At 57.4% G+C, this 23,681-nt stretch carries 25 protein-coding genes and 1 tRNA gene; 9 read left to right on the forward strand and 17 right to left on the reverse strand.

All coding sequences use genetic code 11. From position 1 onward, the window contains the following. Positions 1 to 76: 76 nt before the first annotated feature. From C8D99_RS08600 to C8D99_RS08640, 9 genes are all read right to left on the reverse strand, one after another. Positions 77 to 2,281: a tetratricopeptide repeat protein gene (locus C8D99_RS08600; RefSeq protein WP_208321136.1), complete on the reverse strand. Its 2,205-nt coding sequence runs from the start codon at positions 2,279 to 2,281 to the stop codon at positions 77 to 79. 216 nt (positions 2,282 to 2,497) lie between these two features. Next, positions 2,498 to 2,584 (reverse strand) — tRNA-Leu (locus tag C8D99_RS08605). A gap of 60 nt (positions 2,585 to 2,644) precedes the next feature. Continuing rightward, complete coding sequence (rplS, locus tag C8D99_RS08610; RefSeq protein WP_133957734.1) at positions 2,645 to 2,992, reverse strand: 50S ribosomal protein L19; 348 nt, start codon at positions 2,990 to 2,992, stop codon at positions 2,645 to 2,647. Positions 2,993 to 3,042: 50 nt separating this feature from the next. Continuing rightward, on the reverse strand, positions 3,043 to 4,302 hold the full coding sequence (gene trmD / locus C8D99_RS08615) for a tRNA (guanosine(37)-N1)-methyltransferase TrmD (RefSeq protein WP_133957735.1): 1,260 nt from the start codon (positions 4,300 to 4,302) through the stop codon (positions 3,043 to 3,045). Next, positions 4,299 to 4,841: a ribosome maturation factor RimM gene (gene rimM / locus C8D99_RS08620; protein WP_133957736.1), complete on the reverse strand. Its 543-nt coding sequence runs from the start codon at positions 4,839 to 4,841 to the stop codon at positions 4,299 to 4,301. The genes trmD and rimM overlap by 4 nt, the downstream gene beginning before the upstream one ends. Beyond that, positions 4,816 to 5,064 (reverse strand): KH domain-containing protein, encoded by a 249-nt coding sequence (locus C8D99_RS08625; RefSeq protein WP_133957737.1) that lies wholly within the window; start codon positions 5,062 to 5,064, stop codon positions 4,816 to 4,818. The genes rimM and C8D99_RS08625 overlap by 26 nt, the downstream gene beginning before the upstream one ends. Positions 5,065 to 5,066: 2 nt before the next feature. Beyond that, complete coding sequence (gene rpsP, locus C8D99_RS08630) at positions 5,067 to 5,342, reverse strand: 30S ribosomal protein S16 (RefSeq protein WP_133957738.1); 276 nt, start codon at positions 5,340 to 5,342, stop codon at positions 5,067 to 5,069. Between the two features lie 81 nt (positions 5,343 to 5,423). Continuing rightward, complete coding sequence (gene ffh / locus C8D99_RS08635) at positions 5,424 to 6,779, reverse strand: signal recognition particle protein (RefSeq protein WP_133957739.1); 1,356 nt, start codon at positions 6,777 to 6,779, stop codon at positions 5,424 to 5,426. Continuing rightward, positions 6,760 to 7,116: a sigma factor-like helix-turn-helix DNA-binding protein gene (locus C8D99_RS08640; RefSeq protein ID WP_133957740.1), complete on the reverse strand. Its 357-nt coding sequence runs from the start codon at positions 7,114 to 7,116 to the stop codon at positions 6,760 to 6,762. Before C8D99_RS08640 ends, ffh begins: the two co-directional genes overlap by 20 nt. Positions 7,117 to 7,277: 161 nt before the next feature. Here C8D99_RS08640 and C8D99_RS08645 point away from each other — a divergent pair, with 161 nt between their 5' ends. From C8D99_RS08645 to C8D99_RS08655, 3 genes are all read left to right on the forward strand, one after another. Then, the gene (locus C8D99_RS08645; protein ID WP_133957741.1) at positions 7,278 to 7,934 is read left to right on the forward strand and encodes a lactate utilization protein; all 657 of its coding nucleotides are present in this window, start codon (positions 7,278 to 7,280) and stop codon (positions 7,932 to 7,934) included. A 93-nt stretch (positions 7,935 to 8,027) separates the two neighbouring features. Continuing rightward, entirely contained in the window at positions 8,028 to 9,023 is a 996-nt protein-coding gene (locus C8D99_RS08650) for an asparaginase (protein ID WP_133957742.1), read from the forward strand. 233 nt (positions 9,024 to 9,256) lie between these two features. After that, positions 9,257 to 9,658 carry a PPC domain-containing DNA-binding protein gene (locus tag C8D99_RS08655; protein WP_243833876.1) on the forward strand — a complete coding sequence of 134 codons (402 nt, stop codon included), beginning with the start codon at positions 9,257 to 9,259 and terminating at the stop codon, positions 9,656 to 9,658. Between the two features lie 31 nt (positions 9,659 to 9,689). Here C8D99_RS08655 and C8D99_RS08660 read toward each other — a convergent pair whose 3' ends face one another. After that, the gene (locus C8D99_RS08660) at positions 9,690 to 10,202 is read right to left on the reverse strand and encodes a YbaK/EbsC family protein (RefSeq protein WP_133957744.1); all 513 of its coding nucleotides are present in this window, start codon (positions 10,200 to 10,202) and stop codon (positions 9,690 to 9,692) included. Next, complete coding sequence (locus tag C8D99_RS08665; protein ID WP_133957745.1) at positions 10,192 to 11,079, reverse strand: LysR family transcriptional regulator; 888 nt, start codon at positions 11,077 to 11,079, stop codon at positions 10,192 to 10,194. Before C8D99_RS08665 ends, C8D99_RS08660 begins: the two co-directional genes overlap by 11 nt. 188 nt (positions 11,080 to 11,267) lie before the next feature. On the opposite strand from C8D99_RS08665, the gene C8D99_RS08670 reads away from it, so the two are divergent. Genes C8D99_RS08670 through C8D99_RS08685 form a run of 4 tightly spaced genes read left to right on the forward strand, consistent with a single transcriptional unit; the run spans position 11,268 to position 13,996 of the window. Then, positions 11,268 to 11,639 carry a helix-turn-helix domain-containing protein gene (locus C8D99_RS08670; protein WP_133957746.1) on the forward strand — a complete coding sequence of 124 codons (372 nt, stop codon included), beginning with the start codon at positions 11,268 to 11,270 and terminating at the stop codon, positions 11,637 to 11,639. A 7-nt stretch (positions 11,640 to 11,646) separates the two neighbouring features. Then, positions 11,647 to 12,063 carry an ImmA/IrrE family metallo-endopeptidase gene (locus tag C8D99_RS08675; protein WP_133957747.1) on the forward strand — a complete coding sequence of 139 codons (417 nt, stop codon included), beginning with the start codon at positions 11,647 to 11,649 and terminating at the stop codon, positions 12,061 to 12,063. Positions 12,064 to 12,067: 4 nt separating this feature from the next. Further along, entirely contained in the window at positions 12,068 to 13,075 is a 1,008-nt protein-coding gene (locus C8D99_RS08680) for a radical SAM protein (protein ID WP_208321137.1), read from the forward strand. A 54-nt stretch (positions 13,076 to 13,129) separates the two neighbouring features. Further along, positions 13,130 to 13,996, forward strand: coding sequence for a MurR/RpiR family transcriptional regulator (locus C8D99_RS08685; protein ID WP_133957749.1), 867 nt, complete (start codon positions 13,130 to 13,132; stop codon positions 13,994 to 13,996). A gap of 54 nt (positions 13,997 to 14,050) precedes the next feature. Here C8D99_RS08685 and C8D99_RS08690 read toward each other — a convergent pair whose 3' ends face one another. From C8D99_RS08690 to C8D99_RS08715, 6 genes are all read right to left on the reverse strand, one after another. Beyond that, positions 14,051 to 14,737, reverse strand: a complete 687-nt coding sequence (locus tag C8D99_RS08690; RefSeq protein ID WP_133957750.1) for a metal-dependent hydrolase — start codon at positions 14,735 to 14,737, stop codon at positions 14,051 to 14,053. 64 nt (positions 14,738 to 14,801) lie between these two features. Continuing rightward, positions 14,802 to 16,613 carry an aspartate--tRNA ligase gene (aspS, locus tag C8D99_RS08695; protein WP_133957751.1) on the reverse strand — a complete coding sequence of 604 codons (1,812 nt, stop codon included), beginning with the start codon at positions 16,611 to 16,613 and terminating at the stop codon, positions 14,802 to 14,804. 32 nt (positions 16,614 to 16,645) lie between these two features. Beyond that, positions 16,646 to 17,923: a histidine--tRNA ligase gene (hisS, locus tag C8D99_RS08700; protein WP_133957752.1), complete on the reverse strand. Its 1,278-nt coding sequence runs from the start codon at positions 17,921 to 17,923 to the stop codon at positions 16,646 to 16,648. Between the two features lie 194 nt (positions 17,924 to 18,117). Next, a complete protein-coding gene (locus C8D99_RS08705) occupies positions 18,118 to 18,378 on the reverse strand; it encodes a stage V sporulation protein S (RefSeq protein ID WP_133957753.1) in 261 nt (86 codons plus the stop codon). Between the two features lie 149 nt (positions 18,379 to 18,527). After that, positions 18,528 to 19,556, reverse strand: a complete 1,029-nt coding sequence (locus tag C8D99_RS08710) for a hypothetical protein (RefSeq protein ID WP_133957754.1) — start codon at positions 19,554 to 19,556, stop codon at positions 18,528 to 18,530. A 19-nt stretch (positions 19,557 to 19,575) separates the two neighbouring features. Beyond that, positions 19,576 to 20,196 (reverse strand): metallophosphoesterase family protein, encoded by a 621-nt coding sequence (locus C8D99_RS08715; RefSeq protein WP_133957755.1) that lies wholly within the window; start codon positions 20,194 to 20,196, stop codon positions 19,576 to 19,578. 93 nt (positions 20,197 to 20,289) lie between these two features. Between C8D99_RS08715 and C8D99_RS08720 the strand changes: the two genes are divergently transcribed. Together C8D99_RS08720 and C8D99_RS08725 are read left to right on the forward strand one after the other, a co-directional pair. Further along, positions 20,290 to 22,428 (forward strand): Tex family protein, encoded by a 2,139-nt coding sequence (locus tag C8D99_RS08720; protein WP_133957756.1) that lies wholly within the window; start codon positions 20,290 to 20,292, stop codon positions 22,426 to 22,428. Further along, a complete protein-coding gene (locus tag C8D99_RS08725) occupies positions 22,425 to 23,681 on the forward strand; it encodes a BaiN/RdsA family NAD(P)/FAD-dependent oxidoreductase (RefSeq protein WP_133957757.1) in 1,257 nt (418 codons plus the stop codon). Before C8D99_RS08720 ends, C8D99_RS08725 begins: the two co-directional genes overlap by 4 nt.

A 23,681-nucleotide genomic window follows, 5' to 3' on the forward strand; every position in this document is an offset into this window, starting at 1 on the left:
ATACATAATCCATCGGCAAGTATATAGTAAGACAACTCCATTGAAAAGCCCTCTTGGGAAATGGAGCCTCTCAATGTCAGGTTCCCTTCTTTTCTTTTCCGAGGAAAAAACGTTCCAGCAAAAGTACGTGGGAAAGGAGCTCCCCCCTCGCCCGCCTCTTCGCGGCACTCAGAAAAAGGGCCGCATTCGCTCTCTCCCCATTGCGGAGCCAGGCATGGGCGAGAAGAGAAAAGTAAACGGCCTGCTCTTGTTCGTCCCGGTCCCCGAAAACAACCGTCCGCCCTTCCTCGTTTCTTCCGAGGATGTAGCTCATGGCAAGGTTCATGTAGACGGCACCCTCGTTCGGGTTGAGGGCTACGGCCTCTATGAGGGGAGCCTTGGCTGCAGCCCACCCGGGCACTGTTTCTCTCCCGCCGGGAAGAGGGACGGAGAGGGGGATATGCCCCTCCAGGGGGCCCTCTTTTACCGGTGTAATGTCCCTCCAGCGGCGTTCACTGAACGGCACGCCGCCGAAAACCCGGTTACTCTCCGCGGAAGCTCCGGAAACCGGCGAGGGCGGAAGGAGCATTCTCTTCCAGAAAAAGGAGAAAGCGGTTGAATAATTGCCCCGCCCGAGCTGTTCAATTCCCTTCCCCGAAAGAGCTTCGGGGGATTCTTCAGCTGAGGGACCCACCACCCCCGCCGCCCTGCGTCCCTTCTCCCTGCCGGGAGAAGCTTTATCCGCCCTGGGGGGCTTTGCGGGAGACGATGTCACGGAAGGCTCTCCGTACGCGGAAAGGGAACCCTGTACCGCCGGCCTGGTCTGACCTGCCTGGGGCTGTCCCTTCTGTCGGGGGCGCACTGCTGGAGCAGGCTTTTTTTTCGGAGTCGGGGACGAGGGAGGAGTCTTGAGTGTTTTCATCCCGTCCTTTGGTGTATTTTTTTCCTCCTTCGGTGCTTTCTTCTCGTCAGGGACCTTTTTTTCTGCGGTGGGTGGCACAGGGGCATTGTTTCCGGTTTCCGGAACCCTTTCTTTTTCCTTCCCTTCAGTCGGCTTCGCTTCGGGTGAAAGGGCGGAAAGAGCCTTTTCAGCTTCCGCCAGTGCTGACGCGGCCAGAGAGGAACCGGGATGAAACTCCAGAACCGCCCTGTAAAAACCCGCGGCTCCTTCCATGTCGCCGGAGGCTTTCTTCACATCACCTAGTCCCATCAGGGCATCATGGTCGTCGGGCATCAGGTCAAGGGCCTGAAGAAACCTGTTCCAGCTCTCCTCGAGATCACCGAGACCAAGGGCGGCCCGTCCGAGAAGGACTTTTTCCTTGGAGAGGATATCCCTTTCCAGTCTTTCTGTTTCTTCGTTCTGAGCTGAAAGCTCTTTCTCCGCCCGTTCAAGATCGGTACGGTATTCTTCTGAAGAGGGCTGCAGGTCCAAAGCCTTTTTGAAGGCGGAAACGGCCTGGACAAAATCGGACTTCGCCTCGTAGGCCCTGCCCATGCCCGCAAACACAGCGGCATCGGAAGGGTCGAAGTTCACGCTTTCCTGGAAGGAACGGATGGCATTGTCATAGGAGGACATGGAGAAAAACAAAAAACCGAGTTTTGCATGCACCCGGGGGTCTCCCGGCGCGACCTGAAGACATCGGTAGTAGGCATCGACCGCCTCTCCCTTCCGTTCAAGCCGTTCGAGAGCTTCCGCTATGCCGAGGAGCGCGTCGAACTCCAGGGGGTTCTTTTCCGCCGCCCGGTTGTAGTAAACGAGAGCCTGGGCGTAGTCTCCGCCCCTGGAATGTTCCCGGCCTTTCAGGACCAGTTCCCCGGTACTCTCCCTGCCGAAAAGGAAATAGGCTCCCACCGCCACTGCCGCAGCAGCCATACCGGCGGCGGCCATTCTTTTTCCCCTGCCCGTTTTTCCCGAAGACTCCCTTTCAACGGGTGAAACAAGGGGGGCAGGATACTCATCCTGCTCGGACAGCAGCAAATCTTCTTCCCCGGGAAGCACAGATTCATCCTGCAGGAACTGCAGATCATCCCCGGAGTTCTGCCGTATATCCTGACGGCTTTCTTCGTAAGGTGCTTCGGTCCTTTCGGCTTCATCCGGCCCGGAGGAATAAATCCGATTTTCTCTTTCTCCTTCACCGGAAGGAAGAATTTCATCCCCTTCCGGTGAAGGAGCCGGCGGCTCTGTTTCGGAATACGGCCTTTCGGCCGCTGGCTCTTCAGCGGAAGAACCGTCCTTTACCGAGCGTCCGCCCCTGTATACGGCAACGGGAAGCCCCAGAAGGGCCGCCACGTCGTCCTGCATTTTCTGTGAAGATTCTTTTCCAGCTTCTTCCGGCTGAATAGGTTTCTCCCTCAGCCAGTTTTCCAGGTTCCTGTCCATTGCCCCACCCCTTGGTGAACCGGAATCCTTTCAAGTGTACTAAAAAAACGATTTCCGGGCCAGTCCCGAAAAAACGGCATTGAAATGAAGGGCACAAAAAAAGCCTTTCTCTTTCGGAGAAAGGCTTCTTTTCTGCAATGGTGCGGAGGGGGAGACTCGAACTCCCACAGCCCTGCGGCCACAAGGTCCTTAGCCTTGCGCGTCTACCTGTTCCGCCACCCCCGCGCAACGACGGATATTATAATCGCCCTTTTCAAGAGAGTCAAGAGACCGGGGAGAAGAAAACTAAAATTCTCTTCTCTCCTTGATCCTGGCGGATTTCCCGCTCCTCTTCCTGAGATAGTAAAGTTTTGCCCTGCGGACTTTGCCCAGCCTCTTCACTTCAATCTGGCTGATAGAGGGGCAATGCAGGGGGAAAACCCTCTCCACGCCCACGCCGCTGGACACTTTTCTCACGGTGAAGGTCTCGCTGAGCCCCCCGTGCTTCCTGGCGATGACAACGCCTTCGAACACCTGGATACGTTCCCTCGTACCTTCCTTAACCTTCACGTGCACCCGAACGGTGTCTCCCGAGCGGAAATCGGGGACGTCGCTCTTCAGATACTTCTTTTCCACAAGACTGATTACGTCCATTGTATATGCCCTCCTTGCGTCCATTTCTCTCTTCATTTTTTCAACATTTTTCAACGCCATCCGAAAAAACGGTCCAGCACTACGCCCACGGCTGTCCTGACCGAAAGATGGTTGTAATCGCCGAATCCTCCCGAAAGAGGCTGCAGCACTATGTGGCACCGGCCGAGCACCTCTTCGTGGAGTCCCGACCCTGTTCCGAAGACAAAAAGCACCGGCTTTTTCTCCCGAAGAATTCTTCTTTTGGCTTCGAGCCAGTGAAAACCGCCTTCCCTCCGGCGGGCGGTGGTCCCAATGATCAGGGGAGGTTCTTTTTCCCTCCTGGTCACCCATTCCGTCGCCCTGTCGAGAGAAGGGAAAATCTTGATTGTGCCGAAGGCCTCTTTTCTGTCGGGATTGACATCTCCTCCGGTACCGCCGGTCCAGTGGGCAGCCATGGTCTTGACAAGATCCCTCTGGCTTGCCAGCGGTGTTGTCACAAGAAACCTGTCAAGGCCGTAGGTCCTGCATGAACGGCCAATGTCTGAAAGATCCAGTCCCGTGACCGCCGCCGTCGTTTTTTCGCCTTTTCTGTCAAGTACCGGCGAATGCACCAGGGCGGCGTAAACACCTTTCGGCAGATACTGCCGGATATTGGCCTTACTGATCAGTTCAGGCCTCCTGGCAAGGGTTCTGGCGGCCGCTTCGCTCCTGCGCCAGTTCTCAATCTCCGCGGCATGTCCCGAGAGAAGCACATCCGGAGCAGGCACCCCATCCCATTCGGAAGGGCGGGTGTAGTGGGGATGATCGAGCATCCCCCGGAAAAAGGAGTCCTCCACCACCGCCGACTCTTTCCCGATAACCCCGGGAACAAGCCTGGCCATGGCATCGATGACGGCCATGGCGGGAATTTCACCGCCGGTGAGGACAAAGTCCCCCATGGAAATTTCCCGGTCCACCCGTTTTTCGATAAAACGTTCATCGAGCCCCTCGTAATGACCGCAGATGATCACCACGTGATCTCTTGCGGCGAGAGTCTCGACGATTTCCTGTGACAGGAGGTCTCCCTGGGGAGACGGGCAGACTACATACGCAGGCCCTTTCCCGGCCTCAACCGTATCGAGGGCTTTTTCGAGGACATCCGGCAGAAGAACCATTCCTCCGCCGCCTCCGAAGGCATAATCGTCCACCTGCCTGTAATTCCCGGTGCCGAAATCCCTCAGGTCCACCACGTCAACGCGGATAAAGCCGTTCCGGATCGCCCTCCCGATCATGCTTTCGGAAAGAAAATCCCGGAAAAAACCGGGAAAGGCGGTGACGATCGTTACGTTCACGATTCCCAGAGCCCCTCGATGAGGGAAATCCTCATTTCTCTTCTGTCAAGGTCCACTCCCGCGATAAACTCCCTTACCGCAGGTATGAAATGATCGGTTCCCGCTTCGTCGCGCACGACGTAGAGGTCGTTCTCTCCCGCCGGAAACACCTCGGATACCGTTCCCAGCACATCGCCGGTTGAATGATCCACCACCGTCATCCCTATAAGGTCGTCAACCCAGAAAGCTCCTTCCTCGAGAGGATACCTCTCCTCGGGGAAGATTTCCACGGTCGCCCCCACAAGGGCCTCAGCTCCGTTCCTGTCCGTCACTTCCTTTGTCCCGGCCACCACGATTCCCTTGCTGTCAAGAAACCGGACCGAAAGAAGAGTCAGTTCCGCCCGGAGCGTTCCGTCGCTCCCGTACAGCCTGAGCGTGTCCATATCGGCAAACCGTGCGGGATTGTCGGTCTGCGCGTGGATTTTGAGCTCTCCACGCAAACCCTGCGCCCCCACGACACGTCCGATCAGAACCCTATTCGTCCTCAACGATGTCCACATCCACCCGGTCGTTGACCTTCACCGCAGCCGCCTTCGCAAGAAGACGGACGGCGTTGATCGTCGCACCGCGTTTTCCGATCACACGGCCCACGTCATCGGGGGCGACGTGAATCGTAACGGCCGTCACGCCCCGGTCGTCAGTCTCGGCTTCGACCCTGACACTGTCCGGATCTGTTACGAGGCGCCTGACGATGAATTCGACGAGCTCCCTGTAGTCGGGCATGACTATTCGGCCTGCTTCTTGCCCGCCTCGAATTTCTCCCAGACGCCCGACTTCTTCAGCAGTCCCCTGGCCGTATCGGAAGCTGTCGCTCCGACAGTCAGCCAATAAACGGCCCTTTCTTCATTGACGGTGATTTTCGCGGGTTCCGTCATGGGGTCATACGTCCCGAGAAGCTCAATGAACCTTCCATCCCTGGGAGAGCGGGAATCCGCAACAACCAAACGGTAAAACGGGGCCTTCTTCCGTCCATGACGGGCAAGGCGAATACGTACTGCCATATACCATACACCTCCTAAAAGAATACCGGATCACACCTGGGAATTGCTTCTTTCTCCCGGCGGTCCGTGACCGGACACTGCCTACTTGAACCGGAAGCCTCCGCCTCCGAAGAGACCCTTCGGGAGACGAAATCCTTTGTCTCCCTGCTTCCCGAACTGCTTCCATAGTTTCCGCATCTGCTCGTACTGAGCAAGAAGCTGGTTCACCATCTGCACCGATGTACCGGACCCCTGGGCTATCCGCCGCCGCCTGCTTCCCTTTATTACGGCGGGGTTTCGCCGCTCCTCCCGTGTCATGGACTGGATGACGGCCTTCGACTGCTTCATCCGCTTCGGGTCGAGGTCATCGCTTCCCATTCCCTTCATCCTGCTGAAGCCGGGAATCATCTCCATAACCTTGTCCAGGGGGCCCATCTTTTCTATCTGCTCGAACTGAAGGAGGAGATCCTCCAGGGTGAACTTCTTTTGCTTAAGGCTTTCAGCGATCTTTTCCGCGCCGCCGGAGTCCGCCATTTCCCTGATCTTCTCGGCGAGCCCCATCACGTCGCCCATGCCCATGATCCTCTGAGCCATGCGCCTGGAATCGAACACTTCCAGGGCGTCTGTTCCCTCCCCGACACCGGCGAGTTTGACAGGGACTCCTGTGACCTGCCGGATGGCAAGGGCTGCGCCTCCGCGGGCATCACCGTCAAGCTTCGAAAGGACCACTCCGGTGAGGCTGAGTTTTTCATGGAACGCCGAAGCAACCTTCACCGCTTCCTGGCCCGTCATGGCATCCACCACGAGAAGAACTTCCGTAGGCGGCAGCTGCCGTTTCATCGCCGCAAGCTCTTCCATGAGCTCTTCATCGGCGTGAAGCCTTCCGGCCGTGTCAAGAAGGATAACGTCATGCAGCCTTTCCGAGGCGAACCTGACCGCTCCCCGGACGACGGAAAGAACGTCCGACTCCCCCGCCGCAGGACCGAAAAAGCCTATCTTCGACTGCTCGGCAAGAATCCTGAGCTGCTCCACGGCGGCCGGCCTTCTGAGGTCGCAGGCCACCACGAGGGGTTTATGTCCGCTGGAAAGTTTTTTTGCAATTTTCACCGTGGTGGTGGTTTTTCCGCCGCCCTGGAGTCCGACCATGAGGTAAACCGACGGGGGCCTGGGCGAAATGACCAGTGGGGCGGGTTCGGTACCCATGAGCTCCGAAAGCTCCTCGTAGACAATGGCCGTAACCTGCTGGCCGGGAGTAATGGATTCGAGGACATCCTTGCCGACCGCCCTGGTTTTGATGGCTTCGACGAGGGTTTTCACAACCTTGTAATCCACGTCGGCTTCAAGGAGCCCCCTCCGGACCTCCCTGAGGGCACTGTCAACATCGGATTCGGAAAGCTTGCCCCGGCTCTTCAGTTTGGCGAAAACGCCTTCCAGGCGTTCACGAAGTGCGTCGAACATCGTGGTCTTCCTCCGGTCGTGGATTCGTTCCGGTGCTTCCCGGTTTTTCTTCGAGGGCCCTGCGGAGCGTGCGGATTTCTTCCTCGAGCCCCTCTTCCCTGCGATGAAAACCGAGGAGCGCTTCAAGTTCTTCCAGTTTTTCCCGGCTCCTTGAAATGAGGTCGTGCACGGCCTGCCTGCTTGCCCCAAGTTTTTCAGCCGTTTCGGAAAGGGAAAGATCGGAGAACTCGTGAAGCTCCCAGGCTTCTCTCTGCTTTTCCGTCAGCAGCGGGCAATAAAGATCGTACAGCTGGTTGACGAAAAGCCTTCTCGACAGAATCAGTTCTTCCTTTTCCAATACAGCACCTCCCCGAAACAGAGGAATTATAGACGGCCCTCCTTCACCTGTCAAGAAATACTTCTTTACACCCCCTTCAGAAAACCGGGGGATGGACAAAGGGAATGTTTCTTGGCATCATAAGCGGAATACGATAAACGGTACCTGAAGGAGGAAGAGCCATGAACGGAAGTCCTTTTGACGCGGCCCGGAAAAAGCACTGGAGAACCCTCGGTCCTACTGTAGCCGCGAATCTTGCGGCAAAAGGGTTTGAAGCTGTCTATGCGGATTCCAGGGAAGAAGCCCTGGCCGAAGTGCTGAAGCTGATCCCTGCAGGTGCCTCCGTCGGAGTCCCGGGAAGCGTTACCATCAGGGAAATAGGTGCCATGGACGCCCTGTCCGAAAGGGGATGCTCCGTCATACATCACTGGGATCCTTCCCTTTCCCCGGAAGAAAGGCTCCAGAAACTCCAGGACGAACTTCTCGCTGATTTTTTCCTGACAAGCTCCAACGCGGTTACAAAAGACGGCATGCTCGTAAACATCGACGGGAACGGCAACAGGGTCAGCGGCATGGCGTGGGGGAAAAATACCCTTGTCTTCGTCATAGGGATGAACAAGATAACCGCTGACCTGGATGAGGCCATCTCCCGGACCAGAAACACCGCGACTCCTCCCAACGCGCTCAGGCTCGGGCTGGAAACCCCCTGTACGAAAACGGGCCACTGCGTGAACTGTTCTTCCGAGGAAAGGGTATGCAAGGCGCTTCTTATTCTTGAACGGGCCACGGGCGGCAGGAAAACTCACGTCATCCTCGTTGGGGAAGATCTCGGCTTCTAGGGGACCTGAAGCCCCCCCCCGCTGCATGTGCTTTTTACAGCCGTTTAGTGTAAACTTGCCCCGAAACTGAAGTGCGGGGAGGAGGAAATAAACATGTCCAATCGGGGAAAAGTAGCGCTCGTTCTCGCCGGCGGGCAGATCGGGATGAAATATAACCCCCAGACTAACTCGTGCCAGCCGACGGTCACCGCGGAGGAAATGCTCTCCTGGCTCCCTCAGGAGCTTGCCGGCAAAATTTTCGTGGTTGACTGGAGCCGTCAGCCGAGCAGCCATTACACGATCCGCATGACGTCGGACCTGGTCCAGATTCTGTCGAAAACAGTCGTGGATGGTGCCGACGGAATCGTGGTCGCCTGCGGCAGCGACACCCTGGAGGAAATGGCCTACCTGACTGACCTCTACTGGGCCTACCCCCAGCCGGTCATCTTCACCGCCGCGACCCTTCCCTCCGACAGCAGGGGATCCGATGCCTCCATCAACCTGTATCAGTCCGTCCTCGCGTCCTTTTCCAGGGAATGCTGGGGTATGGGAGTCCTTGCCTGTCTCCAGGACCAGCTTTTCGCCGCATCGGAAATGACGGAGACCGCCAGTCAGCGGAGAAATTCCTTTTCCGCTCCCGACAGAGGCCCCGTAGCCCAGTTTATCGGCGACAGGGTGGACATCCTGAGACAGAAGCGACGCGCCCAGGTCCTGGAAGAAAAAGGAAGCCCGGCACGGGACGTGGAGCTGCTTTTCGCTTCCCTCGGCTCAAATGACAAAATGGTGGAATTTCTCGCCTCCGACGAGAAAAGAGAGCTCGATGGACTGGTCATCGCCGGGTTCGGAAGCGGAAATGTCCCCCCTTCATGGATCCCCCATATCAAGAAGCTCGTGAAAGACGACATCCCGGTGGTGATAACATCCCGGTGCCCCCAGGGGCATACCAGGGGAATGCCCTATACCTTCGAGGGAAATATGGCCCGGCTCCTTGAGATCGGAGTGTTCGACGGAGGGGGCCTGAGGCCCCTGCAGGCTCGGCTGAGACTCGCCGTTGCCCTTGGTGCCGGTCTTTCGCGGCAGGAACTCCAGGCCTATCTCCTGGAAGAATAAACCGTATTGTTTTTTTCCGTAAGCCCGGCTGAGGGGTAGTTTTCCGGAGTGCGCGGGAAAACTACCCCTCGGCGTATTCTCATCTTATTTTCTTTTCGAAACCAGTTGGAACTGAGCCATTAAGGTGGTAGAATATTTTTGCAATATTCCGTGTTTCATGGGTGCGAAGCAGCTTGTCGCCGGCAAAGAACCGAAAGGGGGAATAGGCTGTGAAATATGCCGCCACTGACGAAATGATTGCGCTGCGCCTTTCTGAAGGGGACGATCTCGGAGACTCCATCGCCCACGTGTGCAGAACCTGCGATGTGGATTCCGCCGTTATCGTCAGCGCCGCCGGGATGGTTTCCTCCGTTACCTTCGGATGGTACAACGGGAGGGACTACAATACGGAGACCGTGAAGGACATCATGGAACTGGCTGTCCTCAGCGGAAACGTAAGCTACCGGGGAGGAGCCCTCTACCCTCATCTCCACGGAGTCTTCAACAAACCCGACCACGGGGCGATTTCAGGGCATATCCTTCAGGCCATCGTCTTCAACAACGCGGAGGTCTTTCTCAAACCCCTCTCCACGGTAATGCTCGGAAGGGCCTTTGACGGAGCCTTCGAAGCACTGGCCCCTGAAAAGCGGCTGTAGAGAGGAAGGCCCGTTCCCGGGCCTTCCTTTTTTATTTCCGGATGGGGCATTTCCTGCCCCCTGTCATCTTCTGAAGATCCCCTGGAGAAACGGGGAAGAAGGCGTGGTCGCTTCCTGCGGCGGCCCAAACCACCGGGTAGAGAAAAAGATCCTCGTCCAGGAGGGCTGGTATGGCCTCCGGGTAACCCACCGGCGGCACGCCGCCCACCTGGAATCCGGACCAGCGGTAGACGTATTCAGGATCGGCCATCCGGACTTTTTTCGCGCTGCAGGCGGAACGGACTTTCCTGGCATCGACTCGGTTGATTCCCGACATGAGGGCAAGAAGAGGCGTTTCGTCCACGAGAAGAACAAGACTTTTCAGAATATGGGCGGGCGGAGCGCCGACTGCCCGTGAGGCGTCGTCGACGGTGAAAATCGTTTCTTCCGAAAAAGTGATGGTATCAGGATATCCCCTTTCCCGAAGAAAAGCCCGCACTTTTTCAACGGGATCCCCGGAAAGTTGCCATCCTTCCGGGGATCCCGCCTGAGCGTTATTCGTCATCCCCGATCATTTTCCTTTGCAGGAGAAAGTCGAGAAGCATTTCCATGGCCTTGGTGGTCATGGTTCCGTAGGTGATGGAGAAGGTCCTCATGAGGGAGGGTCTGAAGGGAATCATCACAAGGTCCTGCGTCTCCCCGGCTCCTGCGAGGCGGGAGATGACCGCCCCCTCGGCACCTTTCTTCACTGCCTCGACCACGGCGCTCACATGCCCGAACTTGAGATACACGTGCTTTCCCTTTCCTGTATGAGCTTTGAAGGCATCCTCCCATATACGGGACGTGGAGGATCCGGTCACCCTCCCCACGAGATCCATGTTTTCGAGATCTCTCAGGGTTACGCTCTCCCTTTCCGCAAAGGGGTGATCATCTTTGACCAGGAGAACCAGCTCGTCTCTGGCGAAGGGAACGGTGTTGAAGCCGGAGGCATGGCGTCCGTGGCCGGTAACGGAAATATCGGATTCCCTCGTCACCATTTTTTCGATGGCTTCCCTCGAATCGGATATGCGCACTTCCACCTCTATATTCGGATAGAGTTTCCGGAATTCCACGAGAAGGCCGGGGAGGATGAAATCGCCCGGAATGGAGCTTGCGCTGATCCTCACGATGCCGGAAACGTCATCGGCAATATCGGAGAAATCTCTTTTTATGTCCGCAAGCTGAGAAATAGTCTTCCGGGCAAATTTGTAGAGCACCTCGCCCTCCACGGTGAGATTGGAACATTTCTGCCCCCGGGCGAAAATTTTGACTCCCATTTCCCGCTCGAGCTTTGCGATATGCTTGCTCACGGCAGGCTGGGAAATTCCGAGAGAAGCCGCGGCAGCAGAGATGCTCCCCTTCTCCATTACTTCCACGAGACTCTGAAGTTCACGAAAATCCAACGCTGATTCCTCCCCACAAAATATGTTCGTTTTCCCTTTGTTTCTTCCCCACCCTAAATATATTCTGAACGGGAAAGGAGTTCAAGGGGGTATGTGATTTTTTACGGAATGTTTTTCTTGAGCAAATTGTAATCATTGGTATAATAATATATATCCTGAGAAAACACTCCATCGGAGGTGGAATCACCATGAGCCTCGGAATGAGGATCAGAACGCTGCGCAAGGCCCTTGGCCTCACACAGCAGGCCCTTGCGGACAGAACGGAAGTCAGCAGAATATACATCCAGGCCCTCGAAAGCAACAGGAGAATGCCCTCCATGAAGCTTCTGACCCGCCTGGCGGAAGCCCTCAGCGTCGAGGTCCAGGACCTGGTGAAAACCGTGTCATCTGCTCCGTCGGGGCGGCTCCAGCTTGAAGAAGTGCTCCAGGTGAGCCCTGAAGTAGAAGTCTGGTACCGGAGCAAAAAACTCAAGCCCAGAGAGCTCAAGTTCGTCCAAAGCCTCATTGACGCAGCGATTTCCCGCTGGGAAGAAGAGGACAGGACGGACGGCGGCGTCTGATCCTTTCATGAATACAAATTCTGCTTTCCTTTTTCCCGAACCTCCGGAACATATTCCGGAGTGGGCCTCAAAGGCCGCCGCTGAATGGACGGGCCTCGACGAGTTCTCCCTTCTCGTCATGGCCGAGGAGCGTACGGGGAAGCAAATCGATCTGGAATATCCTCTTCTTCCCGGAGAGACATGGGGTTTCCACATAGTGAAGGGACGAAGGGCAGGAATTTTCATCAACCGGAAACTGCCGGAACGATGGAAGAGATTCGCCCTTTTCCACGAACTGTTCCACCTTCTTGAACACAGGAAGGGAGAGGCCTTCTGGGAAAGAACGGCGACTCCCCTGTCGAGCTTCGAACGGCAGGCCGATCTTTTCGCATGGGCGGCGACGCTGAAGGAATGGGAAACATGCTGGAATGAATCCACAGTCTAGGCCGATGACGATGAAGCGCCTCCCCTTTTTCCTTTCCATGCAGAGCTGCCCCCGGCGGTGCATCTACTGTCACCAGGGAGAGATTACAGGGACCTTCCGCATACCTTCACCCGATGACGTGGAAGCGGCAGCGGCAGCCGCAGACTGTCCCACGGAAATCTGCTTCTTCGGCGGCAGCTTCACCTGTCTTCCTCCCGACCGTCAGAAGGCATACCTCAATGGGGTTCTGAAGGCTCCCGGGGGAAGCACAGTCCGGCTTTCCACCCATCCTGAATGCGTTTCACCCGCAATTCTCCGGTTGCTGGGCTCATACCCCGTCTCCATGATCGAACTGGGGATTTCTTCCCTGGACGATCATGTTCTTTCGCTGTGCAACCGGGGGTACTCAGGAACGGAAGCCCTGTCCGCGGTGGAGCGTGTACTGGACGCGGGGTTTCACGGGGGAGCCCAGATGATGATCGGCCTTCCGGGCCAGTCGGAACAGAGCTCCTTCGAAGACCTCCGCAGGCTCGCCGCAGCCGCGAAGGGAAGACCTCTGACTCTCCGCATCTACCCGTGCCTCGTTCTCCGGGGCACCCCCCTGGAAGAACTGTACCGGAAAGGAGATTTTGTCCCCCCGGACGTTGATGCCGCCGCCCTCTGGTCCGGCCGGCTACTGGTTCTTGCCCGGGAACTGGGAATTCCGGTCCAGCGCGTGGGCCTCCAGGAATCGGAAACCCTCGGCCGGTCCGTTGTGGCTGGCCCCCACCACCCGGCCTTCGGAGAACTTGCCCGGGCCGCCGAACTGGCACTGACCCTTGCCGTCCGGTCTTCCCTGGGGCCGTGGCAGGTTCCCGGAAGGTCCAGATCGCTCCTGACAGGGCACCGGCAGTATGGACTGCGCCTTCTCGCCGGCATGACGGGCCTTTCACCGGAAGAAACGGGGCGCAGAATCGACTTCGCCGGGGACATCGGGGTCTACGGGAATACACCGAATGAAAGAGGAATTGACGGAACCCTTTCTTGGGAATAAACTTAAATCTCCATATATTTCCTGAACTATTATCCGGTTTCGGAGGTGTCTTTCATGGACAGTGCACAGCTTCAGGCCATGCTGCGGGAAAAAATGGAGCAAATGCCGAACAAGGCCCGGCGCGTAGTGGAATATCTTCTATCCAACACCAGGGAGGCGGCATTTCTTTCCATAGGCGAAGTGGCCGAAAAGCTGGACGTTTCCAAGGCCCAGCTCGTTCGCGTCTCCAGGATGGTCGGTTTCGACGGGTACGCCGATTTGAAGGACGCCCTCCAGAATTCGGTCCTTGAACACGTCAACCCCACCGCTCTTCTGAGCAAGATCATGAAAAACCGCCAGGATCTCCCCGAGGAAATCCTTCGCATGGAACACGCGAACCTTGACGACACCTGGAACCAGCTCAAGCCCCAAAACATAGTGAAGTTCTGTGAAATGGTCCGCCAGGCGAACATGGTCTACTGCATGGGCTGGGGCATTTCCTCCCTGGTTGCCGAAGCCCTGTATACCCGCCTCATGGAAATGGGTATCCGGAGTTCGCTGATGAAAAGGGGGTCAGTGGCCCTGATCGAGCAGGCGAGGACGGTGACGAAGGGTGATATCGTGGTGGTGTGCGAGCTGCCGAGCTATGTCATCGAGGTGACTGAATCCATAGAAAGGATCTCCGCCAACGGCGCGACGGTCATTACCATCACTGACAGCCCCGCCGCTCCGGTCTGTCAGCTCTCCGACCTTTCTTTTTTCGTCAGCGACACAAGCCCCACCTTCGGCAGCACCATCGTGGGCCCCGTTTTCCTCATCCACATTCTCACGTCGGTCCTCTGCGTGAACCTCGGCGAGAAGGTGCGCGCCGCCCTGCAGGACCAGGAGATGGGGCTTCACGACGAAAGGATCTACTATCCTGCATACGGTCTGAGGTACTGAGGGTACAACGGAGAGAGACCAACTTCATCCCTCCCCGCTGTTGTCGGGTTTGCCTCAGGCCAGTTCCAGCCACTCTCCGGCTCTCATGACGACCACCTTTGCAAGGCTCCCCACCAGGCGGGCAAATTCTCCGGGATCGGCCTGTATCACAGGGAATGTGTCGTAGTGAATTGGCACGGCTATTTCAGGATGGATGAATCCGACGGCCCGGACTGCATCCTTCACGTCCATGACAAAGTTTCCCCCTATGGGCAGCAGGGCCGCCTTCACCCCCTCCAGGGCGAGAAGCTGCATGTCCATGGTCAGCCCCGTGTCCCCGGCGTGGTAGATCTTCACTCCCCCAAGGTCAAAAAGAAACCCGCACGGACTGCCTCCCGGAATGAGGTGATCCCCTTCCGTTATATCCGAGCCGTGAAGGGCGGGCGTCATCTTCACCCTGCCGAAGGGAAAGTTGAACGCTCCTCCGATGTGCATGGGGTGGCATTTCAGTCCCTTTCCGCCCAGGTAGTGGCAGAGCTCGAAGTTGGCCGCAACGGTGGCTCCCGTCCTTGACGCTATCTCGACGGTATCGCCCAGATGGTCGCCGTGGCCGTGGGTGACGAAAATAAAATCCACCGATTCGTAATCTCCGGGGGCCGCCGCTGCAGACGGGTTCCCGGTCAGGAAGGGATCCACCAGTATGGTCGTGTCCTCTCCCTTCAGTTCGAATGCCGCGTGCCCAAGGTAACGAAGCCGGACCATTCGTCATCTCCTCCTTTGTATGCTCGCGGGCTCCCCCGGTACGGGAGAGCCCGCGGATGTCTTCTTATTTTTTCTCTTCTGCAACAGAGCAGATCCGGAGTTCATCAAGCTGTTCCGGCGAGACCGGAGAAGGGGCCCCCGACATGAGGCACTGGGCTTTCTGGGTCTTCGGGAAGGCCATGACATCCCGTATGGAGGATGCTCCGCAGAGAAGCATGGTCAGCCTGTCCAGGCCGAGGGCTATGCCTCCGTGGGGCGGCGTGCCGGAAGCGAGAGCGTCAAGAAGGAAGCCGAACCGGGCCCGGGCATCCTCCCTGGTAAAGGAGAGACAGGAAAAGACCTTTTCCTGGACCGCCGGGTCGTGGATCCTTATGGACCCACCGCCGACTTCGTTTCCGTTCAGCACGCAGTCGTAAGCACGGGACCTGACCGTGCCTGGGTCCGTATCCATGAGGGCGATATCCTCCGGCACTGGTGAGGTGAAGGGGTGGTGCACCGCCGCCCAGCGGCCGGCCTCTTCATCCTTTTCGAAGAGGGGGAATTCAACGACCCAGAGAAACTCCCACCTGTCACAGGCGACATGTCCGTGTTCCCTGGCGAGATCAAGGCGAAGGGAACCGAGGATCTCCGACACTTCCCTCCGGTCGCCGCCGGCAAGGACAAAGAGAGCGCCGCCCTCCTGAAGTCCGGATATTTTTACCAGGTGCTTCTGCTGCCCTTCGTCAAGGAACTTTACGAGGGGTCCCTTGAGAGCCCCGTCTTTCAGCTGGAAAGCCGCAAGTCCCCTGGCACCGAGTTTTTTCGCCTTTTCCTCCACGTCGGAAAGATTCTTTCTCGATAAAGAAGCGCCGCCGGGAAGAGGAAGCCCCCTGACGTACCCCCCCGCCGCAAGGGTGTCCCGGAAGGGCTCGAATCCCGCCCCGGAAAATACGGGAGAGAGGTCGGCAATTTCAAAGGGAATCCTAAGGTCGGGCTTGTCGCTTCCGAAGCGGTCCATGGCCTCCCAGTAGGGCATTCTGCGGAAGGGGACGGGAATATCCACGCCCAGAATTTCCTTGAAGAGCCCCTTCATGTAGCCTTCCATAAGGGAATAGATGTTTTCCTCAGTGAGGTAGCTCATCTCGATGTCCACCTGGGTGAACTCGGGCTGGCGGTCGGCGCGCAGGTCTTCGTCCCGGAAGCATTTCACTATCTGGAAGTAGCGGTCGAATCCGCTGATCATAAGGATCTGCTTGAATATCTGGGGCGATTGGGGAAGCGCATAGAAAGTGCCCGGATTCACCCGGCTCGGGACAAGGTAGTCCCTGGCACCCTCAGGGGTGGAAAGAGTCAGCATGGGAGTCTCAATTTCGAGGAATCCCTCTCCCGAAAGAAAGTTTCTCGTATACATGGATATCCTGTGCCGGATTCTGAGGTTGCGCTGCATCCTCTCCCTGCGGAGATCAAGATACCTGTGGCGCAGCCTGAGGTTCTCGTCAACCCGGTCAGTGGCCTCGGAAATTTCAAAGGGAAGGGGGGCGGCGGGCGACAGAAGAAGGAAGTCCTCCGCCACGATCTCCCAGTCCCCCGTCTTCATGGAGGGGTTGGCCGTTCCTTCCGGCCGCGGGCGGATTTTTCCCCGGACGGCAAGAACAAATTCGCTGCGGAGGTCTCCAGCCCGTTCGTGAACTTCCGGAGTCAGCTCGGGATTGAAGACTACCTGGACCACCCCGGTGTGGTCCCATAACTCGATGAATATAAGGCCTCCGAGATCCCGCCTTCTGCGGACCCATCCGTTCACTGCCGCCGGAATCTCTTCTCCCGCCCTGCCGGAGACCATGCCGCAATAAGTGGTTCGCTGCCAGTTGCCGTCAAAATGACGATATGTTCCTTCCATGGGACCCTTCCTCTCACAACAACCCGGGTTCTTTACCCTTTCAGGGTAGAGAGCATTTCCTTTACCGCTTCCGCCAGACCTTCTCCGGGGATTTCCTGCTGTTCTCCCGTGGTGAGGTTCTTCACCGCCACCGTCCCCCGGGCGAGTTCATCCTCGCCGATGATGCAGACCAGCCGCGCGTTTCTGGCCGAAGCCGCTTTCATCTGGGCTTTCATGCTCCGATCGTTGAAATCCATGTCCGCCGAAATGCCGTTTTTTCTCAGATGATCCACCACGGAAAGAATGCCGGCTCTCGAGCGGGAATCCAGAGCGACGCCGAACACGTCAAGCAGGGGCTCTTCTCCGAAAGAACACCCTTCCTGCTCCATGACCATGAGAATACGGTCCACTCCGGCGGCAAAACCCACGCCGGGGACATGGGGACCCCCGATGGCTTCGGCGAGATTGTCATACCGGCCTCCTCCGCACACGGCGTTCTGGGACCCCAAGGCTCCGGAGAGTACTTCATAGGCGGTTTTCGTGTAATAGTCAAGTCCCCTGACAAGGCGTTTGTCCATACGGTAAACCGCCCCCAGCCCGTCGAGAGATGACCTGACGGCGTCGAAATGCTCCCTGCATTCGGAACATAGACTTTCGTATACGGAAGGAGCGTCCTCCGTGACTTCCCGGCAGGACTCCTTCTTACAGTCAAGAATCCTCAGGGGATTCCTGTCCATCCTGTCCCGGCAGGTTTCGCAAAGGTCTCCTTCCCTGGAGGAGAAATACCCTTTCAGTCGCTGCCTGTAATCAGGACGGCATGCAGGACATCCAACGGAATTGATGACCACTTCGAGCCGGGACAGGCCCAGCCGTCTGAAAACCTCCAGGGACAGGGCGATGATCTCCGCATCGGCATAGGGGGAGGCGGAGCCGAGGCTTTCAAAATCGACCTGCCAGAACTGCCTGTAGCGGCCTTTCTGGGGGCGTTCATATCTGAACATGGGGCCTGCGCACCACATTTTGACCGGCTGGGGAAGGGTTCCCATCCTGTGTTCAAGATAGGAGCGGACCATGGAGGCCGTAGCCTCCGGACGAAGGGTGATGCTCCGTCCCCCCTTGTCGGTGAAGGTGTACATCTCTTTTTCCACCACGTCAGTCGTGTCGCCTATGCCCCTTGAAAAAAGCTCGGTGTGTTCGAAAATGGGCAGGTGAACCTCGGAAAAGCCGAAATCCACCGCAGTCTTCCGGAGAACACCGAAGACGTAGTCCCATTTCCACGATTCAAAGGGAAGTATATCCCGAACCCCCTTGGGGGCACTGATTTCCGACATGTTATCTCCTCCTGCCGGCAGGACCTTCTCCTCTTTTCTGATAAAGAGGGAAAGCGCCGGATATACATTATGCAGGATAGTATACCTCAACGTAGGGTTCATTTTCCACACCGGATCTGTATTTTTCCCGGGAAGCCGCAGGGAAAAGGAAAGCCCCGGCTCCTGCGGCCGGGGCTTTCCTTGCTTCTGCGGTTCTACCGCGATTCGAGCTGGAACTTGATGGCCGTCCTCTCTTCATCGTCAATGGATATCTTGGAAAAGGCAGGGATGCATACGAGATCGATGCCGTTCGGCGCCACATATCCCCGGGCTATGGCAATAGACTTCACCGACTGGTTGACCGCCCCTGCGCCTACTGCCTGTACCTCCACAGCCCCCTTTTCCCGCAGCACCGCAGCAATGGCTCCTGCAACGGATTTGGGCTGTGACTTGGCAGAGACCTTGAGAACTTCCATAGAAAAGACCTCCTTCATTGGTTGACGACCCGAATTGTGATCAGATGCAATCATAAAACCATGAAGCCTGAAGGCCCGCAAAAAACCAACGCAAAGTTTTCAAATAAGTATAATCGCAGAGTTAAGTTCTTTGCAAGAAGAAAATACAATTACTTCCTTTCTGATGGATCAGTTCTCCCTTCTCCCGTCCGCCGCCGGAGTATCCGGCGCTCCCACTCTTCGAGGTGTTTTCTGTCCTCCGGAAATAGCTGGGAAAAAAGCTGCGCTCTGAGGTCCGTTCCAATGGAACCCCTGTCACCCCGTGTCTTCGATTTTCCGCCGATCCCGCCCCAGGAGATCTTTTCTTTTCCGCTGAACAGGTCGAAGTCGACCAGGCGGGAGCCGTCCGCCCCGTATTCAAGCCCCATAAGGATCTCCTTTATCGTCTGTGCCGGGAGAAAGGTAAAGAGCCTCAGACGGTATATTTTCACCGCCATGAGGATGTGGGCGTAATCCTTTCCCCACCCCTCCCCGAGGATCATGCCGGCTTCGAGACTTTCAAGAACGGCGCGGAGCCGTTCGTAATGGTCGAGATAGCGGCCCCAGGAATCATAGATCCGTATCTCAAGCTCGTTCCACTGACGGTTCTCCAGCCCTTCGCTGAAATACCACAGTGCCCTGCTGCGGAGGGAGTTGAGCAGTTTTTCGAAGGAGACTCCCTCCACGTGGAGCACTTCGTCCATCATGTCGGCAATTGAGAGGGATCTGTTCAGCGGCTTCGCCGTAAAACAGACCGCGATGCTCCCCTTCCTGGCAACACGAAGGACAGACCGGAGTCTTCCCCGTTCCGCCGAGTAGTCGCGGGCTATCTGGCCGATAACCCGTTCCTTTTCCCCGAAGACCCGGAAAAAAAGAAGACGGGGCATGATTCTCACCGACAACGGCCAGGCTTCATACCCGCTGTTCAGGAAAAGGGCAAGAATCTCATCGGCGGCGGCGGCGGCCATGAGGAACCGGCGGTCGTCTCCCCGGGGGCCTCCCCGGAAGAGAATCACGGACTGCCCTTCTCCCGCGCTGTCAAAAGCGCCTTCAAGAGTGTGCTCCGTGCACCGGAATTTCGAAGAAACCAGGGATTTCATTGCGGCTTCGTTCCCTTTCAGCAGCAGGATGCGCGGTCCTCCTCGGACGATGGAAAGCACGCCACTCCCCCCTTTTTGGTCACAATCCCCTTTTTCTCCGTCCCAGCCGTCCGTCATCCACATATCCGGGATAGGGCAGACAGTACACCTTTCCCAGGGAAAGAGAAATGATATGTACGCCCAGAAGCCCGTTTAAGAAAAAGCGCCCCTGTTCGGAACAGTCCGCCTGCGACGGCTCATGGCCGAAAAGATTGTATCTGAGCGGGGGCTCCTCAAGACCGGACATGTCATGGCTGAGGTTGAAACCCTCTCCGCAGAGTTCGATCCGTCCCCGGTCCCTGAAGACCAGGCTTTCCGGAAAAAATTCTCTGACCGTGGCCTCGTTGTCGTGATTTCCGGTGACAAAGACCAGGCCAGGGGAATCATCTCCTTCCAGAGCCCGCCTGAGATGCTCCAGCTTGGCCCTGTATCTCGGCAGTTCCCCCGGGGAGAGTTCAAGCTTCACGTCATCGGCCAGGTCGCCCGTATGCACTATCCACCGGGGAGAAAGTACCTTCACAAGCCTGCGAACCGCCCCGTAGACGGTCGATGGTGTATCGGCGAGGTGCATGACCAGATCGCCCTTCAGCTCCCTGACCTCTGGCGGAACATATATTCCCAAAAAGACGCCGTACAGCGGCATCCACCAGTTTTTATCCATGAGCGGCCCCTCTCTTCCAGGCAGATTCTACCATGATATAGCCCCCCTTTTCCTGCCGTGCTAGAATGAGAAAAAAAGAACCGGAGGCTTTGAATGAACGCCCACATCGCCCAGCGCGTTTCCCAGGAGCTGAAAATTGCCCCTTCGTCCGTGGAAGCGGTTCTGTCCCTTCTCGAGCAGGACGCCACCGTTCCCTTTATCGCACGGTACCGGAAGGAAGCCACGGGCTCCCTCGATGAAGAGGCCATTTTTGCCATAAAGGAGCGCTATGCCAGGCTCGAAGAACTTGAAGCGAGAAAAAAAGCGGTGCTCTCCTCTCTTGAGGAACGGAGCCTTCTTTCATCCGTTCTCGAAGAACAGATCAGGAACGCCCCTTCCCTGACCATCCTCGAAGACATATACCTTCCCTTCCGTCCCAAGCGAAGAACGCGGGCATCCATGGCCGAGGAAAAGGGACTGGCACCCCTCGCAGAACGTCTGCTGCTCCAGAAGGGTGACGACCCGGCCGCTCTCGCCCTCTCTTTTGTTTCCGAAGAAAGAGGAGTGGCTTCGGAAGAGGAGGCCCTTCAGGGAGCGCTCGACATCATCGCCGAGCGGATAAGCGAACACGGCGAGGCGCGGAGGAAGATGCGGCTTCTTTTCGGAAGGCGGGGGAAAATACGGAGTTCCGTCGCTAAAGGAAAGGAAGAGGAAGGGGCCAAGTTCAGAGATTACTTCTCCTGGGAGGAACCGGCCGCCCCGGCTCCGTCCCACAGGATCCTGGCCATGTTCCGGGGAGAAAAGGAAAAATTCCTCAGCCTCTCCGTCCTTCCTCCCGAGGACGAGGCGCTGAGGATACTCAGGGAAATATTTCTTCTCGGCAGCGGCCCCGACTCCGTCCTTGTGGACCGGGGAATCGTCGACGGCTACCGCCGTCTTCTCGCTCCGTCCATGGAAACGGAACTGAGGAACGCCTTGAAGAAAAAGGCCGACCGGGAGGCCATCTCCGTTTTTGCGGGCAACGTGAAGGAAGTGCTCCTCGCCCCCCCCCTCGGCCCGAAAAACATTCTTGCCGTAGACCCCGGATTCAGGACCGGGTGCAAGTTTGTCTGCCTGAACAGGCAGGGTGACCTTCTCCATCACGGGGTGATCTATCCCCATCCCCCCCGTGGAGACGAAAAGGGAAGCGCCGACACCATCCTCCGTGCTGCGGAAAAATACGAAATTGAAGCCATAGCCGTGGGCAACGGCACCGCGGGAAGAGAGACGGAGCGGTTCCTCCGCGGGCTCGGCCTGCCTTCATCCATCATCATAACCATGGTGAACGAAAGCGGGGCTTCCGTATACTCCGCTTCCGAAACTGCAAGAAGAGAGTTTCCCGAGTACGATCTTACCGTCCGCGGAGCCGTTTCCATCGGGCGGAGACTTCTCGATCCCCTGGCAGAACTGGTGAAGATCGATCCCAAGTCCATCGGCGTGGGACAGTACCAGCATGACGTGGACCAGAAGGAGCTGAAGAAGTCTCTCGATACGGTGGTGGAGTTCTGCGTTCATGCCGTGGGCGTGGACCTGAATACTGCAAGCCTGGAGCTTCTCTCCTCCGTTTCGGGTCTCGGGCAGTCCACGGCCGGTCAGATAATGAAGTACAGGGAGGCCAACGGTCCCTTCTCAACCCGGAAGGAGCTGCTGAACGTCCCCCGCCTCGGGCCGAAGACCTTCGAGCAGGCAGCCGGGTTCCTCCGGGTTTCCGGGGGCCCTGACCCTCTTGACCGCAGTGCCGTCCACCCCGAACGGTACCCCATCGTGGAACGGATGGCGGCCGATCTCGGCTGCTCCGTTTCGGAACTGATGAAGGATCCCGGGAAGAGGAGCCTCATCGACCCGGAACGATATATTTCAGGCGACGCGGGTCTCCCGACCCTCACGGATATCCTTGCGGAGCTTGAACGTCCTGGACGGGATCCCCGGCAGACCTTCGAGATCTATTCCTTCACCGAGGGAATCGAAAAAATCGACGATCTCGCCCCGGGCATGACGCTCCCCGGAGTGGTGACGAACATCACCTCCTTCGGCGCCTTTGTCGACATCGGCGTCCACCAGGACGGGCTGGTGCACAGGAAGCACCTGCCCGGAGGAACGGAATCGGGACTCCGGCCCGGACAAAGGGTGGAGGTCTCGGTCCTTGACGTGGACCGCGCCAGGAACCGCATTGCCCTGTCCATGAAAGGACATGGGGGGAGGAAGAAAAAATGAGCGGACCGAGAGTCGTAGTCATCGGGGGCGGAGCCGCAGGCCTCATGGCGGCCGGGCGGGCCGCGGAAAAAGGAGCCCGGGTCATCCTGGTGGAGAAAAACCAGACCCTCGGCGCGAAACTCCTGCTCAGCGGCAAGGGCAGGTGCAACCTTACAAGTGCCGAAGAGGACATGGAAACCTTTCTCTCGGCCTTCGGACCGAAGGGGAAATTTCTTTACTCGGCCTTTTCCCGTTTCGGTCCCGCGGAAACCCTGGATTTTTTTTCCTCCCGGGGACTCAAAACGAAGGTGGAACGGGGAAAACGTGTTTTTCCCGAAAAGGGAGGTTCCGAAAAAGTAATCAACTGCCTCATCGACTACATCCGCCAGGGAGGGGTCACCGTATACCGGAACAGGGAAGCCCTCAACCTGGAAATCAGAGACGGAAGGGCCCTCCGGTTCATCCTGCGGGGACAGGAAGTCGAGGGGGATGCCTTCGTAATCTGCACGGGGGGAAGATCCTTTCCCAAAACGGGGTCGACAGGGGACGGATACAGGTTTGCCAAAAGAGCCGGCCACGAGGTCGTCCAGCCGGTGCCTGCCCTCTGTCCCGTCCGGCTGAAGGAAAAGTGGCCTCTTTCAGCCCGGGGACTGAACCTGAAAAACGTTTCCCTTACCCTCCTGAAGGACGGAACAGTAATATCCAGGCGCTTCGGGGAACTGCTTCTGACTCATTTCGGCATCAGCGGACCCATTGCCATGGACATGAGCAGAGAAATAGGTGACGCCTGCGCCGCAGGAAACGCGGCTCTCTTCCTTGACCTGAAGCCTGCCCTGACCATGGATGTGCTCACGGCACGCATCGGGAGGGACCTGGAAAAATACGCGGGAAAAATGTTCCAGGACTGCCTGAAGGACCTGCTTCCAGGGGGACTGATTCCTGCGGTGGTGCAAAAGGCACCCATTCCCCCCGATAAAAGGGCGGAATACATTTCCGCAGAGGAAAAAAAGAATCTGGCCCATCTTCTCAAGGAGTACCCCCTGACTCCCGACGGACTGCTCGGCTTTGACTGGTCCATCGTTACCAGCGGAGGCGTGGACCTCAGGGAAATCGATCCGAAGACCATGGGCTCCAGGATCGTGGAAAACCTCTTCTTTGCAGGAGAAATTCTTGACCTTGACGGCCCCACGGGCGGGTTCAACCTCCAGATGTGCTGGAGCACGGGCTACGTCGCCGGCGAAAGCGCGGCATCGGCCGCATGCCGGGAGAACTGA

Source organism: Aminivibrio pyruvatiphilus, assembly GCF_004366815.1.
GTDB classification, from domain to species: domain Bacteria; phylum Synergistota; class Synergistia; order Synergistales; family Aminobacteriaceae; genus Aminivibrio; species Aminivibrio pyruvatiphilus.